General features: G+C 69.5%; 13 protein-coding genes and 1 tRNA gene. 7 read left to right on the forward strand and 7 right to left on the reverse strand.

Going from position 1 to position 13,488, the window contains the following annotated elements:
• Nucleotides 1-27: 27 nt before the first annotated feature.
• Entirely contained in the window at nt 28-1,050 is a 1,023-nt protein-coding gene (locus BMW35_RS00785; RefSeq protein ID WP_089667251.1) for a succinylglutamate desuccinylase/aspartoacylase family protein, read from the reverse strand.
• A gap of 102 nt (nt 1,051-1,152) precedes the next feature.
• Between BMW35_RS00785 and BMW35_RS00790 the strand changes: the two genes are divergently transcribed.
• Nucleotides 1,153-2,487: a putative ATP-dependent zinc protease gene (locus BMW35_RS00790; protein ID WP_089667252.1), complete on the forward strand. Its 1,335-nt coding sequence runs from the start codon at nt 1,153-1,155 to the stop codon at nt 2,485-2,487.
• A 9-nt stretch (nt 2,488-2,496) separates the two neighbouring features.
• Here the strand turns inward: BMW35_RS00790 and BMW35_RS00795 are convergent, their stop codons facing one another.
• Complete coding sequence (locus BMW35_RS00795) at nt 2,497-3,072, reverse strand: DNA-3-methyladenine glycosylase family protein (protein WP_089667253.1); 576 nt, start codon at nt 3,070-3,072, stop codon at nt 2,497-2,499.
• A 25-nt stretch (nt 3,073-3,097) separates the two neighbouring features.
• The gene (locus BMW35_RS00800; RefSeq protein WP_089667254.1) at nt 3,098-3,526 is read right to left on the reverse strand and encodes a hypothetical protein; all 429 of its coding nucleotides are present in this window, start codon (nt 3,524-3,526) and stop codon (nt 3,098-3,100) included.
• A gap of 216 nt (nt 3,527-3,742) precedes the next feature.
• On the opposite strand from BMW35_RS00800, the gene BMW35_RS00805 reads away from it, so the two are divergent.
• Both BMW35_RS00805 and BMW35_RS00810 read left to right on the forward strand, forming a co-directional pair.
• Nucleotides 3,743-5,716: a 3-hydroxyacyl-CoA dehydrogenase/enoyl-CoA hydratase family protein gene (locus BMW35_RS00805; RefSeq protein WP_089667255.1), complete on the forward strand. Its 1,974-nt coding sequence runs from the start codon at nt 3,743-3,745 to the stop codon at nt 5,714-5,716.
• Nucleotides 5,717-5,909: 193 nt separating this feature from the next.
• A tRNA-Glu gene (locus BMW35_RS00810) sits at nt 5,910-5,984 on the forward strand.
• Between the two features lie 35 nt (nt 5,985-6,019).
• Here the strand turns inward: BMW35_RS00810 and BMW35_RS00815 are convergent.
• Genes BMW35_RS00815 through BMW35_RS00825 form a run of 3 tightly spaced genes read right to left on the reverse strand, consistent with a single transcriptional unit; the run spans nt 6,020 to nt 9,596 of the window.
• Nucleotides 6,020-7,336 carry a hypothetical protein gene (locus BMW35_RS00815; RefSeq protein ID WP_089667256.1) on the reverse strand — a complete coding sequence of 439 codons (1,317 nt, stop codon included), beginning with the start codon at nt 7,334-7,336 and terminating at the stop codon, nt 6,020-6,022.
• On the reverse strand, nt 7,333-7,914 hold the full coding sequence (locus BMW35_RS00820) for a hypothetical protein (protein WP_089667257.1): 582 nt from the start codon (nt 7,912-7,914) through the stop codon (nt 7,333-7,335). Before BMW35_RS00820 ends, BMW35_RS00815 begins: the two co-directional genes overlap by 4 nt.
• A 44-nt stretch (nt 7,915-7,958) precedes the next feature.
• On the reverse strand, nt 7,959-9,596 hold the full coding sequence (locus BMW35_RS00825; RefSeq protein ID WP_089667258.1) for an acetate--CoA ligase: 1,638 nt from the start codon (nt 9,594-9,596) through the stop codon (nt 7,959-7,961).
• A gap of 174 nt (nt 9,597-9,770) precedes the next feature.
• Between BMW35_RS00825 and BMW35_RS00830 the strand changes: the two genes are divergently transcribed.
• From BMW35_RS00830 to BMW35_RS00845, 4 genes are all read left to right on the forward strand, one after another.
• Nucleotides 9,771-9,992 (forward strand): hypothetical protein, encoded by a 222-nt coding sequence (locus BMW35_RS00830; RefSeq protein ID WP_089667259.1) that lies wholly within the window; start codon nt 9,771-9,773, stop codon nt 9,990-9,992.
• Nucleotides 9,979-10,368, forward strand: coding sequence for a hypothetical protein (locus BMW35_RS00835; protein WP_089667260.1), 390 nt, complete (start codon nt 9,979-9,981; stop codon nt 10,366-10,368). Before BMW35_RS00830 ends, BMW35_RS00835 begins: the two co-directional genes overlap by 14 nt.
• 447 nt (nt 10,369-10,815) lie before the next feature.
• Nucleotides 10,816-11,157 (forward strand): hypothetical protein, encoded by a 342-nt coding sequence (locus BMW35_RS00840; protein WP_089670307.1) that lies wholly within the window; start codon nt 10,816-10,818, stop codon nt 11,155-11,157.
• Between the two features lie 84 nt (nt 11,158-11,241).
• Nucleotides 11,242-11,739 (forward strand): GNAT family N-acetyltransferase, encoded by a 498-nt coding sequence (locus BMW35_RS00845; RefSeq protein WP_089667261.1) that lies wholly within the window; start codon nt 11,242-11,244, stop codon nt 11,737-11,739.
• On the opposite strand, the gene BMW35_RS00850 is transcribed toward BMW35_RS00845, so the two are convergent.
• Nucleotides 11,736-13,448: a hypothetical protein gene (locus BMW35_RS00850; RefSeq protein ID WP_089667262.1), complete on the reverse strand. Its 1,713-nt coding sequence runs from the start codon at nt 13,446-13,448 to the stop codon at nt 11,736-11,738. The genes BMW35_RS00845 and BMW35_RS00850 overlap by 4 nt on opposite strands.
• Between the last annotated feature and the right edge of the window lie 40 nt (nt 13,449-13,488).

A 13,488-nucleotide genomic window follows, 5' to 3' on the forward strand; every position in this document is an offset into this window, starting at 1 on the left:
CACATAGAAGTTACTACACGCTCGGCGTCAGCCCGGGCCTGCCGGCATCGTTCCCGAGCGGTCGTGCCGGATGGCCCGCAGCGTCGGGTCCTCCAGTTCCACGAGGTGACAGAGCGGGTTCCCCGGATACACGAGCGGATTCTCCAGCGCGCCGACGAGCAGCCCGGTGAACGGCGCTTCGACCGTCACGACGTCGGTCTTGAACGGGTTCGTGATGGTGCAGACCCGGTCGCCTTCCTCGACGAGGGACCCGCGGCGGACGTGCATCTCGACGAGGCCGCCGACGTCCGCGCGCAGCCACGTCTTCTCGTCGCTGGAGACGATGGTCCGCCAACCCGGCCAGTCCACGGGCTCGGCCGGGTAGAACTCGTACTCGGCGAGCACGCTCGCGACGCCGTCGATGGCGCGGTCGATGAGTTTGCGCTGGAATCGGTGGGCCTCCCCCATCTCGACAGTAATCGTGGGGACGCCGGTGCGCGTGGCTTCCCGGCGGAGCGTGCCCTCGGAGCCCGCCGTGTCGATGACGACGTTCGACCCGAACGACCGGGCGAGCCGGTCGACGCCGGGGTCGTCCATCTCCGCGCGGACGTGCAGGATGTTCGTGCGACCCCGCGTGGAGGTGTGAAAGTCGATGCCGACGTCGCAGGGCTCGATGAAGTTCTCGAACAGCCGCTTCGCGATGCGCTGAGAGCTCGTCGAGCCGCTGCGGCCCGGGAACGACCGGTTCAGGTCGCGGTCGTAGACGGGGAGGTAGCGCTGCTGGGCCATGAACGCGGGGACGTTCACGACCGGCATGCAGACGAGCGTGCCGTGGAGGTTGCCGTGCGGCCAGTCGTGGGCGACCTCCCGCACCACCTCGATGCCGTTCAGCTCGTCGCCGTGGATGGCGGCCGAGAGGAATACCGTCGGCCCGTCGTGCTCGCCGTTGATAATGGAGACGGGCACCCGGACCGGGTCGCCGAGGTACGTCTCACTCACCGTGAACCGGATGTCGGCGCGCTCCCCCGGTTCGACGCGCCCGTCCTCGTACGTGAACGCCCCGTCGGTCATGCACCGGCGTTGGGTGTCGACACGCAAAAAGGAGTTGTCGCGGGCCGCGACACCACCGGCTCACCGGCACCATTTTGCCAGTGCCACGCGACAATCACGACAATGGACGAACCTGTCTCTGTGGGCGTACTCAGTCTCCACAACAGCAAGGAGACGAAAGCCATCGTGAACGCCGTCGACGACCTCGGCCACGACGGCGTCTGGCTGCGCGAGGACAACCTCGCGGTGGACATCGAGGACGGCCACGTCACCCTCGACCCGGACGTCGACGTCGTCGCGAACCGTCTGCTGCTGTCGAAGACCGAGCAGCCCGCCGAACTGCTCGGGCTGGCGCTCTCGCTGAGCCGGCTGCGGCCGACGCTGAACCGCCCGGAGAACGTCCTCACGGCGTTCCACAAGTTCGCGACCGCGACCGCGATTGCCGGCTCCGACGTTCAGCTGCCGGACGCCACGCTGGCGCTGGACGCCGACCGGCTGAACGACGAGAAAGCGAAGTACGGCGACGAAGTCGTCTACAAGACCGCCATCGGCACGCACGGCGGCGGTACGTGGAAGATTAGCGCCGACGAGCGCGTGAATCCGCGCGTCGGCGACCGGTTTGCGTTCCTCCAGGAGCTCGTCGACCGCGACGAGGGCCGCCACCGCGACCTCCGCGTGTACGTCGTCGACGACGTCATCGTCGGGACGATGCGCCGGTACGCGCCCGACAACGACTGGCGGACGAACGTCGCGCTCGGCGGTGCCGTCGAGGGCGTCGACGACCTCCCCGAGGCGGCCGCCGACATGGCGCTGGAGGCCGCCGACCTCGTCGGCCTGGACTACGCTGGCGTGGACCTCGTGGAGGGCGACGACGGCTGGCACCTCCTCGAAGTCAACCCCACGGCGGGGTTCAAGGGGCTGTTCGAGGCGACGGGCGTGAGTCCCGCGCCGCACATCGCCAAACTCGCTATCGAGACGGGCGGCGGCGAGGTCGACGACGACGCCGTCCAGCGGGTCGCGCGTACGCTCGACGACTCCACGCCGGAGCACGCCGCGGGCACCCCGCGGATGCGGGGCGGCGAGGAGACGTCCGTCGTCGGCTACACGGAGGAGGTGCTCGTCTCGGGCACCAGCGGCACCGAGCGCGTCGTCGCGAAGTCCGACACGGGTGCGTCCCGGACGAGCATCGACACCCGGCTCGCCGCCGAAATCGGCGCTGGCCCTATCAAGTCGATGACGAAGGTGCGCTCGGGGAGCGTGAAGTCCGGGAAGGCCCGCCCGGTCGTCGACATCGTGGTCGGGCTGGCGGGCGACCGCCACACGGTCGCGGCGTCTCTCGAGGACCGCGGCCACATGGACTACCCGCTCCTGCTCGGGCGGGACATCCTCCAGCACTACCAGGTGGACGTCCGCCGCCGCATCGACGGCGACGAACCGAGCGACGACGAAGAAGAGTAGAGCGCCCCGCTACCCCTCGTACGCCCGCCAGACGTACAGCGCCGCGTACGACCGGTACGGCTGCCAGCGCTCCGCGATGTCCCGCATCTCGGCGCGTGTCGTGCCTTCCCCGAACAGTGACTGCATCCCCTTCCGGATGCCGAGGTCGCCGACCGGGAAGACGTCCTCGCGGCCGAGGCCGAACATGAGGAACATGTCCGCCGTCCACGGGCCGACACCGGAGATGGACGTGAGTTCGTCGCGGACGGCGTCGTCGGTCAGGTCGCGGAAGTAGTCGTGGTCGTAGCCGCGCTCGGTGAACGCCTCGGCGACGTTCCGCACGTACTCGGTCTTCTGGCTGGAGAGCCCCGCGTCCCGGAGGACGGCAGGGTCGGCGGCCGCCATCGCTTCCGGGGTCGCCTCGACGGCGTCGAACAGCCGCTGTTCGATGGCGTCCGCGGCGTCCATCGACACCTGCTGGCGGACGATAGAGACGACGAGTCGCTCGAAGGGGTCCGCGTGGGGTTCGACGACGAGCGCCCCGTGCTCGTCGACCAGCGGCCCAAGGTCGGGATCGTCGCGCAGGAGTTCGTGTGGGTCGCTCACGCCGCCAGACAGGACTCGGAGAGAACTACCTGTTGCGGTCCGCGACGAGCACGCCGGCGAGTGCGGCGACGCCCGCGTGTACCGTCGGTGGGGCGAACGATGCGGCGATGAAGCCGACTGACCTCCAGTTCGTCGGGACGGTCGCAGCGTCGGGGAAGACGACACTGGCGACCCATATTCCCGCGGCCAGGCCGAGGACTACGGCGACGCTGAACGCTACCATCGGCAGTCCCAGAGCGCCGTTCGGGCTGCGGTTTCCGAGGACGTAGCCAGCGCCGACCGCCGCGCCCGGAATAACGACCAGCGGCAGTAGCGTGACGACGATGGCCGAGTTCTCCATCCCTAGTGGGCCGCCACCGAGGGGTGAGACGATGTCGAGCAGCGCGACGCGAAAGGGATTGTAGACGAGGCCGATGACGAACCCGGCCACGAGAGACGTGTTGCTTCGGGTCACGCCTCCGCCTGTCTGAGGGAGTAGGAAGTATCTTCTGTTTGAACTCATCGGACGTGCAGAATTCTGCTCGGGCGCTCCGACGCGGTGCGCCTGACGGACGAACGCTGTGGCTGTCGGCCAGCGGCCGTCTCCGCAGTTCCACGCGTGTAAACGCGTTTCCGGTTGTCAGCCCGCGAGAGGGAAAGTTTGAACGGGGCAGCCGGTGACTCTTCGCCCATGGACGTAGACGACATCGACACGATTGCAGTGCTCGGCGCTGGCAACATGGGCCACGGCATCGCGGAGGTCGCGGCCATGGCCGGCTTCGACGTCCACCTCCGGGACATCAACGAGGAGTTCGTGCAGAACGGCTACGACCAGATCGAGTGGTCGCTCGGCAAGCTCGCCGAGAACGACCAGCTCTCCGAGGCGGAAGCCGACGCCGCACTCGACCGCGTCGAGGCGTACGTAGACCTCGAAGCGGCCGTCGAGGACGTCGACTTCGTCATCGAAGCGGTCCCCGAGAAGATGGAGATCAAGGAGGACGTGTACACGGACCTCGAAGCGGCCGCGCCCGAGGACGCCGTGTTCGCGACGAACACGTCCAGCCTCTCCATCACCGACCTCTCCGAGTTCACCGAGCGCCCCGAGCGCTTCTGCGGGATGCACTTCTTCAACCCGCCGGTCCGGATGCAGCTCGTCGAGGTCATCTCCGGCGGGCACACCGACGACGAGGTGCTCGACCTCACCGAGGACCTCGCGGAGGAGATGGGGAAGACGCCCGTCCGCGTCCGCAAGGATTCGCCGGGCTTCATCGTCAACCGCATCCTCGTCCCGCTCCTGAACGAGGCTGCGTGGCTCGTCCACGACGACGTCGCCACCATCGCCGAAGTCGACTCCACGACGAAGTACGACCTCGGGCTGCCGATGGGTGCCTTCGAGCTCGCCGACCAGGTCGGCATCGACGTCTCACTGGACGTCCTCGACTACATGCAGGACGTGCTCGGTGACACCTACGAGCCGTGCCCGCTGCTCGTCGAGAAGGTCGAGGCCGAAGACCTCGGGAAGAAGTCCGGAGCCGGCTTCTACGACTACGAGAACGGCGGCGCAGACGTCCCGACGGACGAGATTCGTCAGGACGTCGCCGACCGCCTCACGGCCGTGATGGCCAACGAGGTCGCGAAGCTCGTCGGCGGCGACGTCGCGGACCCCGCGGAAATCGACGAGGCAGTGATGCTCGGCGCGGGCTACCCCGACGGCCCCGCGAAGATGGCCGACGCGGCCGGGCTCGCGCACCTCCACGAGACGCTCGTCGACGCCCACGAGGCCAGCGACCACCCCCGCTACGAGCCCGCCGAGACGCTCGCCGAGATGGCCGAGTCCGACGAGACGTTCCACGGGAGCGGCGACGAGGACGCCGGTGACGGCCGCGACTTCGACGCTGTCACCGTCACGGTCGACGGCAACGTCGGGCACATCGAACTCGACCGCCCGCACCGCATGAACACCATCAGCGGCGAACTGCTCGACGACCTCTCCGACGCCATCGACGTGGTCGCCGACGACGAGGACGTTCGCGCGATTCTGCTGACGGGTGCCGGCGACAAGGCGTTCTCCGCGGGAGCCGACGTCACCTCGATGGCCGGCAACGCCGACCCCGTCGACGCCGTCGAGCTCTCCCGGAAGGGCCAGCAGACGTTCGGCAAGCTCGAAGCGGCCGACGAGCCCGTACTCGCCGCCATCGACGGCTACTGTCTCGGCGGCGGGATGGAGATGGCGACGTGCGCCGACATGCGTCTCGCGACCGAACGCAGCGAACTCGGGCAGCCCGAGCACGACCTCGGCCTCCTCCCGGGCTGGGGCGGCACGCAGCGCCTGAAGAACATCGTCGGTGAGGGCCGCGCGAAGGAGATTATCTTCACCGCCGACCGCTTCGACCCCGAGACGATGGCCGACTACGGCTTCATCAACGAGGTTGTCGCCAACGACGAGTTCGAGGACCGCGCGTGGGAACTCGCCCGCGACCTCGCCGCCGGCCCGCCCATCGCCATGAAGTACACGAAGCGCGCGATGCTCGCCGGCCGCGACGACACCGACGCCGGCCTCCAAGTCGAAGCGCAGTCCTTCGGCCAGCTGATGAACACGCAGGACCTCATGGAGGGCGTCAGCGCGTTCTCCGCGGACCGCGACCCCGACTTCCAGGGCGAGTAACGCCACGACCACCACCCGGTCTACCGCCGTCCGCAACCCCCCGATTCCGCGACGCTTCTCCTTCCCCCGACTGTCCGCAGTCCGGCGAAACCCAACGAATCACGCCGGAGCAGCGGATGCATGACAGATGCTCTCCCGACGGTTCCGATTGGAGAGATTTATACGTGAGCGGTCGTTCGTTCCGAGTGCGGGCGCTCGGTTGGTGTAGTCCGGCCAATCATGTTGGCCTTTCGAGCCGACGACCAGGGTTCAAATCCCTGACCGAGCACTTCTCTGCTGCTCACCCGCCCAGCCCCGGCTCCGCTACTCGCCGTCGACGCCGAGTTCGCTGGCGACGCGGTCGACGACCGCTGGGAGGACCTCGGCGGCGTACTCGGCGAACGCGTACCGTCCGACAGTCTGCACGATGTCTCGCGCGTTGGGGTCGGCGGTGAGTCGCCGGTCCAGGAACTGTAGTCCGTGAACCGCCGTAGAGAGCAGTGGTGCGAGGGGCTGCGGTTCGAGCGACCGGGCGTCCCGGACGGCGTCGATGGCAGCGTTACGTCGGGCCAGTACCGCGTCCACGTCCGGTGGCACGCCGTGGTCTCCGTTCTCGACGGCGTCGACGGCGCGCGAGAGTGCGAGGGTCGCGACAATCGAACGACCGGCCAGCACAGCCGCGACCGCGTAGTCGCCCCGGCGGGCAGCCTTCTCGGCCGTCTGACGGTTCGTGGTTGCCATCGTGTCACCCCACCGGAACAGGTCGTAGATTGGTGTGTTCACGATGTCGCGCTCGAAGATGTCGGTGGCGTCATCGTCCCGGACGAGGAACTGAGCCGACTGCGCCATGGTACTCTCGGCAGCGTCGAGAAGTTGCTCGCCGGCAGTCGAGACAGTCGTCCAGTAGTCCGTCATTCCGTCCTCGTAGTGGGCAGCATGCAGCCCGCTCGCGGTATCCAGACGTCCGCTGGCTGCCTCGACCCTGGCCGCGATTTCGCCTGCGTCGAATGGTGCAGCCCGCGCCTCCCGGGGGAACGACGCGTCTGGGGTGAGTGCCCAGCCGGCGTTGGTGAGCGCCGTCTCCCAGCGTTTGGCGACGGCCAGCGCGTCGACGGTGTCCTTGCCGTGGTACGACCAGCGGGCACCCGCCTCACGGTAGTCGTCGCGCACGTCGAGGCGTCGTTCGGTCAGGTCGCCCCGGTCGAAATCACCGACGGCCGCCAGATACGCGAACGCGACCTCGGCGGCGTCACTGCGGGCGTGCCGCCACTCGTCGACGTGTTCGAGGCCCCGTCGGCGAGCGCCGTCTTCGGGGAGTCGGTCGGCTGTCTGCTCGCGCAGGCGGTGGAGTCGCTCGCTCACCGCGCCGTTCGGCACCGCCGGATCGCGTGGCACGGTGTCGAGCAATTCACGCGTCCGCGACCGGTGGGTATCGACCAACGATTGCGGGACGGGTCCGGGGTAGGTCTCGGGCTGTTCGTACTCGCGTTCGTCGACCGCCGCCGCGAGCGTCGCCGTGTCGTACTCCGGCAGGTCGTCGCCGCGTTCGCCGCTCGTCTCCGAAATCGACCCGCAGCCGGCGAGCACGGCAAGTGTCGACGCGCCGGTCGCGAGCGCGGTGCGTCGCGTGTGTCGAGTCACGACTGCTCACTCCCGGACAGCGTCACCGGCTCCGCAGTCTCGCGGCAGTCGCCGCTGATTTGGACGCTCGTCTCGTCCGTATCGGCGGCGAACGGGAGTCGGACGGCGACGCCGGCCGTGTGGTCGGCGTCGTGCTCGCAGACGGCGTCCGCAGGCCGGAGTGCTTCGCACAGCGAGACATCGACGTGGTCTGAGCCCCGACTGACGCCGACGAACTGGAGGTGCCGACAGGCGGACAGTCGCGTGGCGAACAGCACCACCGACTCCGTCTCGAAGTCGCTGTCGGCCGCGAACGCCCGGAGTTCGGTCGCCGCCGAGACCGATTCGGCGAACGTCAAAGCACTCTCGTCGGGCGGGTCGGTCAGTAGCCGCACGGCGGTCTGTTCGTCTGTCTCCCAGAACAGTCTCCTGCCCCGTGGGTCGCGGGTCATTTCGACGTCGTTGCCGGTGACCGGCGCGCTGTCGCCGTTAGCCGTCGTTGGGTCTGACTGTTCTGTGCTGTCGGTGCAGCCTGCAAGCGCGACCGACGCGGTCGCCGCGACTGCGTGGAGGGCTCGCCGCCGGGACCACCGTTGCATCGGCTCGAACGTCTCGGCGCGTCGACAAGTGCGTTTCGGGGGAGTTACTCTCCGAACTTCGACTGTTCGCGCTCGCGGAGTTCGATGCGGCGAATCTTCCCGCTGGACGTGGTTGGGAGTTCGTCGACGAACTCGATGCGGCGCGGGTACTTGTACGGGGCCGTCTCCGATTTCATGTAGTCCTGGAGGTCGTCGACGAGGTCGTCGCTACCGTCGTGGCCGTCAGCGAGTACGACGTAGGCTTTGACGACGTTCCCGCGCTCGTCGTGGGGGCTGGCGACAGCGGCTGCTTCGGCGACGGCGTCGTGGCCGACGAGCGCGTCCTCGACCTCGAAGGGGCCGATTCGGTAGCCCGAGGAGATGATGATGTCGTCGGCGCGCCCCTCGAAGAAGAAGTAGCCGTCTTCGTCGCGGCGCGCGAGGTCGCCAGTCCGGTAGTAGTCGCCGTGGAACGTCCGGTCGTCGAGGTCGGGGCTCTCGTAGTAGCCGTCGAAGATGGCCGGCGAGTCGATGGGGACTGCGATTTCGCCGGTTTCGCCGACGTCGACCTCTTCCTCGTCGCGGGTGTCGATGATGGTGGTGCCGACGCCGGGTGCGGGCTTGCCCATGCTTCCGGGCTTCACGTCGATGCCGGGGTAGTTCGTGACGAGCGCGACGGTCTCCGTCTGCCCGTAGCCGTCGCGGGGCGTGAGACCGAACGCGTCCTCGAACGCCGCGATTGGCTCGCGGTTCAGCGGCTCGCCGGCGGAGAGGGCTTCCGCCAGCGCGAGGTCGTAGTCGTCGAGGTCGTCGCGCTGCGTGAACATCCGGTACTGGGTCGGGACCGCGCAGAGCCGCGTGACGCCCTCGGATTCGAGGAGGTCGAGGTAGGTGCCGGCGTCGAACTCGCCCTCGTACACGAACTGCGGAGCGCCCGTGACGAGCGCGACGCCGACGGGGCTCCAGAACCACTTCGCCCAGCCGGTTCCGGTCGTCGCCCACAGCAGCTCGTCCTCGACGTCGGTGTCGCGGTCGACGCCCCACCAGTACGGGCCGTTCACGCGCTCGAAGCAGTGCAGCCACCGGTGCTTGTGGAGGACGGGCTTGGGGCGGCCGGTGGTGCCGCTCGTGTAGTTGATTGACATCGGGTCGTCGGCCGCCAGGTCGGGGCCGTCGTGGTCCGTCGACTGGTCGTCGACGAGCGAGCCGTAGGCGTGCCAGTTCTCGGGCTCGGGGTCCCCGTTGGCGTCGAGGACGACGACAGTCTCCAGCGCCGTCTCGTCGAGGGCCTGTTCGACCATGTCCGTGAGCGACTCGTGGACCACGACGGTCGTGGCTTCGCAGTCCTCGGCGCGGAACGAGACGTCTTTCGACTGGAGCATCGCCGAACACGGCACGAGCAGCGCGCCCCGGGCGAGGACGCCGGCCTGAATGGCGAACGCGTCCGGGTGCCGGGGGAAGAGGTGCATCACGCGGTCGCCCTGATCGACACCGAGGTCTGCGAGCGCGTTCGCGAACCGCTGGGCGTCCTCGTGAATCTCTCCGAAGGTCCGTTCGGCCAGCCAGCCGTCCTCGTGCCGGAACCGGACGGCGAGTCGGTTCCCGAACTCGGCGGCGTGGTCGGCGAGCACGTTCGGGAGCGCGAAGTCGTCGGGCACGTCCCACTCGAAGGAACTGACGGCTTCTTCGTATGTCGTTGACACGTGGGTGCGTGCGACGGGCCCGGTATTCAATGTGTCGGCACGTCCCACGATTCAGGGCTCGCCTACCGCTCCGGCACTCGATACGTCGGCTCGTTGCTCCCGCTACCGAACACGAATTAACAACACGCCAACGTGTAACTAGGTTTAACTTCTCTGCGCTCCTCGATGTAACCGATGAGCGACTCAGACTCCAGCCCCGAATCAGTCGACGAGACGACGACCTGGCCCGACCTCGCAATCGGCCTCTACGACCGACTGACTGGTCGAAACGCGGAGATCGTCTACGAATTCGAGGACATGCACGTCGACGTTCCGAGCGGCACCGGCGAGGACGTCGAACACGCCCCGTGGCACGTCGACGGCACCGTCCGAATCACGACTCGTGAAGAGGAGTAGCGACCGCTCCACCCCCGCGCCGCTCGCGGTCGAGACCGACCTCGACGTGACTGTCGCGGGCCGTCCGGTCGACGTCGAATCGACCGGCGACCGGGTGTTCGTGGAGTTCCCGACGCTCGAAACCGCGCGCATCGCGGCCCGCTCCGGCGGCGTCGACCGAATCCGCGCCGCAGCGGCCACCCTCGATGCGGCCGGCCTGACAGCGGAACTCAGGGTCCGAGACCGGACCGTACTCGTCGTCGGTGCCGGGGCGCGGTCCGGCGTCCTCTCGCGTCGACTCGACCTCGCACCCGCGGAGTTCCGACTCGGCGGCGCGCTCGGCGCGCTCGGCCGCGAACTCGCGGCGCTCGCGGCCGCCGTCCGCGACCCCTGGTGACCGGCCGCCGCAGCAATCCGGTCTCGTGTGGTCGACGGCTGCCGGCACGCTGAGAAAGCATTGCCAGCACGCCACACACCGAGACAAAGTTTATTGTCCACGCTCTGAATTGTGTTGACGAAGCGGGACTCGTCGCCAGCGAGTCCCACCCGACCCGAACCCACCCATGACCGCCACCACACTCCACGGGACGCTCGCCTCCGCGATTAGCGGAGGGTACGAGTGCTCTCTTGGGGCGGTGGCGGCAGGGTTCGGACCGAAGACGGCGTCCGCGTCCACCCTCGCCGCGTAATGCGGCACACCACCCGGGGAGGACGCGGACGCCGACGCCAGTACTGTTACTGCCGCCGGCGTTCCCGTCTTCCCCAGCCGAGGGTGTTCGCGGGCTGTCCGTCGCTCCCGACGGGCGGTCCCGTCCCGGCCGAGTTCGACTCTCGGCGGGAGCGTATGGCAACTGCCAGCCAGACGGTCCGCGTCACCGCAGACCTCACGATGCAAGTCCCCCGAAACGCCACCGGCGACCTGGCGCAGGGCGTCACCAACGTCGTCCGCGGCGTCGACGCCGTCGCTCGCGTCGACGAGGTCGACGTCACGAACCTACAGCCCCGGTTGAACGACCTCCGGGTCGACGCCACGGTCGCCGTCGAGATGACTGTCGAGGACGCGCCCGACGCCGAGCGCGCGGGCACCACCGCGCTCAGTGACGGCTTCGGCATCGAGACCGTCGAGAACGTCGAGTCCGACCGCGCGGCCGCCGACTCGCCCGAACGCGTCCAGGAGTACGGCTAGCAGCGGTCCCGCTGACACCGCATCCCGGACCCTCGACCTGTCCGACCGCTACACTCTTTGTCGCCGTTCCCGGACTCCACACCGATGGTCACCGTCCGTCCCGCAGCCCCGGACGACCGCCCTCGCATCCGCGAGTGCCACGTCGCCGCCGTCCGCGAGTCCGGCCCCGACGCCTACGACGAGCGGCAGGTCGCGGCGTGGGCGGACACGGGCGAACCGGTCGAGGACTACCCCGTGGAGAGCGACGGCCACTATCTGGTCGTCGCGGAACTCCACGACGTGACCGCGACTAACGCCGACGTGGTGGGCTACGGCCACCTCGTCCCGACCGAGGGCGAGATTCGGGCGGTCTACGTCCACCCCGACGCCGGCGGCCGGAGCGTCGGCAGCGCGCTCCTCGACGCGCTCGAAGCACGCGCTCGCGACCTCAGACTCGACTCGCTCTCGCTGACGGCGTCACTGAACGCCGTCGACTTCTACGAGCAGGCGGGCTACGAGCGCGCGGGACGGGACACGTACTCGACAATCCACGACGGCGAGACCGTCGAACTCGACATCGAGCAGATGACGAAACGCCTCTAGCGACGCGGGTCGCGCGGGCCACCGGAGTCGTCGGGGTCACCGAACTCGTCGCCCGCTCGTTCGCCCGGCAGCACGCCGGGGTCCGGGCTGCCGACCGCGTTCGGGTCCGTCTCTGTCAGGAAGTCGTGGAGCGCCGGGATGTCAGCGAGACTCGGCCCGCGCTGCTCGCCCGCGAGCGCCTGTCGGGTCGCAACCGCCGCGCGCTCGCTCCCCGAGAGCGCCTCGTCGTCCTCGCTCGGGTTGTCGTCGGGGTCGTCAGCCAGCTTCTCCCGGACGCGCTCGACGGAGCGCTCGAACCCCACGCGCTCGTAGTTCTCCAGCGCGGATTCGAGGTGCGAGCGCCGTTCGGCCGGGTTCCCGGTCTGGATGGCGCGGCGCTCGTGGCGCTGCGCGTCGAGATGTGCCAGCATCTCCTCCCAGCGGCCCTCGGGAACGTCGAGCGCCGAGAGGGCTGTTTCGCCCTCGTCCAGCGCAGCGACGGCCGCGTCGTGGTCGCCGCGCGCCGAGTGCATGTTCGACGCCACCACCGTCCGCGTGTACACGGGCTCCCAGGCGTCGAGAGAGCCGTACTCGTCGGCGACCGCGCGCGCCTCGTCGAACGCGGCGATGGCGAGCGCGTGGTTCCGGCTGGTGCGGTGGCGGTGCCCGCGCGTCCGCGCCCGCTCGAAGCGAGCGTGCCCGGCGACCCACTCCAGACCGACCTCGCGGCCCGCTATCTCCGCACCGTCGAAGCACAGTTCTGCCAGCCGGCTGTCCCCGCGGTCGACCTCGCCGCTCCAGTACAGCGCGTTCGCCAGCACGTACGCGAACGTCTCGTCGCCGCGGTCGGCGGCCGTCGGCACCACCGCGCGCCACGCCTCCCCGCGCTCCCAGTACTCCGCCGCCTCGGCGTCCGCCTCCGCCGCGTCGAAGGTCTTCTCCGCGGGCCAGCCGCTCGCCAGGCGCTTCGCCGCGGCGACGCCCCGCGTAACCGTCGCGTGCGCGAGCAGCGCCGCGAGGAACGAGCCGTCGCCCCGGTCGGCCAGCGCCCGCGGGTCGACGCCGAGGTCGTCGAGGAACGCGCGAGCGCCCCGAGGGGTCGTCGCAGCGAGGTGCATCGCGTCGGCGACGGCGGCGTCCAGCGCCACGTCACCGATTGCGTCGATGCCGTCCAGTCCGTCGACGAGCGCCGTCACGGACTCCCGGTCCGTGACCGCGGGACCGGCGTCGGTCGCCAGCACGGCCCGCGAGAGGTCGTAGCGCCGCGCGTGCAGGTCGTCGGCGGTGCTGCCCGAGGCCGCCGCCGCGGTGTCCAGCAGGGCCACGAGGTCGTCCGCGGCGCAGAACTCGCCGGCCGAGAGCGCGAGCGCGACGACCCCGCCGGCGTCTCGGACGAGTGCCCGAGCGGCACCCGCGTCGCCGTCGAGGGCGGCGGTCAGCCGGTCCTCGAACGCCGGGCCCGGCAGCGAGAGCCGCCCCGTCCCGGCGGGAACGTCGACTCGGAGCCGCGCGAGCCCGGCGTCTCCGGGGAGGACGACCGTCACACGGTCCGCGCCGTCGACGGTCGCAGTGCCCGGCTCGACGGTCGCGTTCGCTGCGCGCTCCGAGCAGTCGACCCGGAACCGCCGCTCGCCGCCCTCCTCGGGCAGTTCGTGGTCGCCGACCACGCGCGTGACCGTGGCCGTCGCGTCGCCGGGGAGCGGGCGCTCCCAGCGGAACCGCTGTGTCATGGCGGTCCCGTAGCGCGCCCGAGGGTTTCAGGGCTCCGGA

Origin of the sequence: Halobacterium jilantaiense, assembly GCF_900110535.1 — an archaeon.
GTDB lineage: Archaea > Halobacteriota > Halobacteria > Halobacteriales > Halobacteriaceae > Halobacterium > Halobacterium jilantaiense.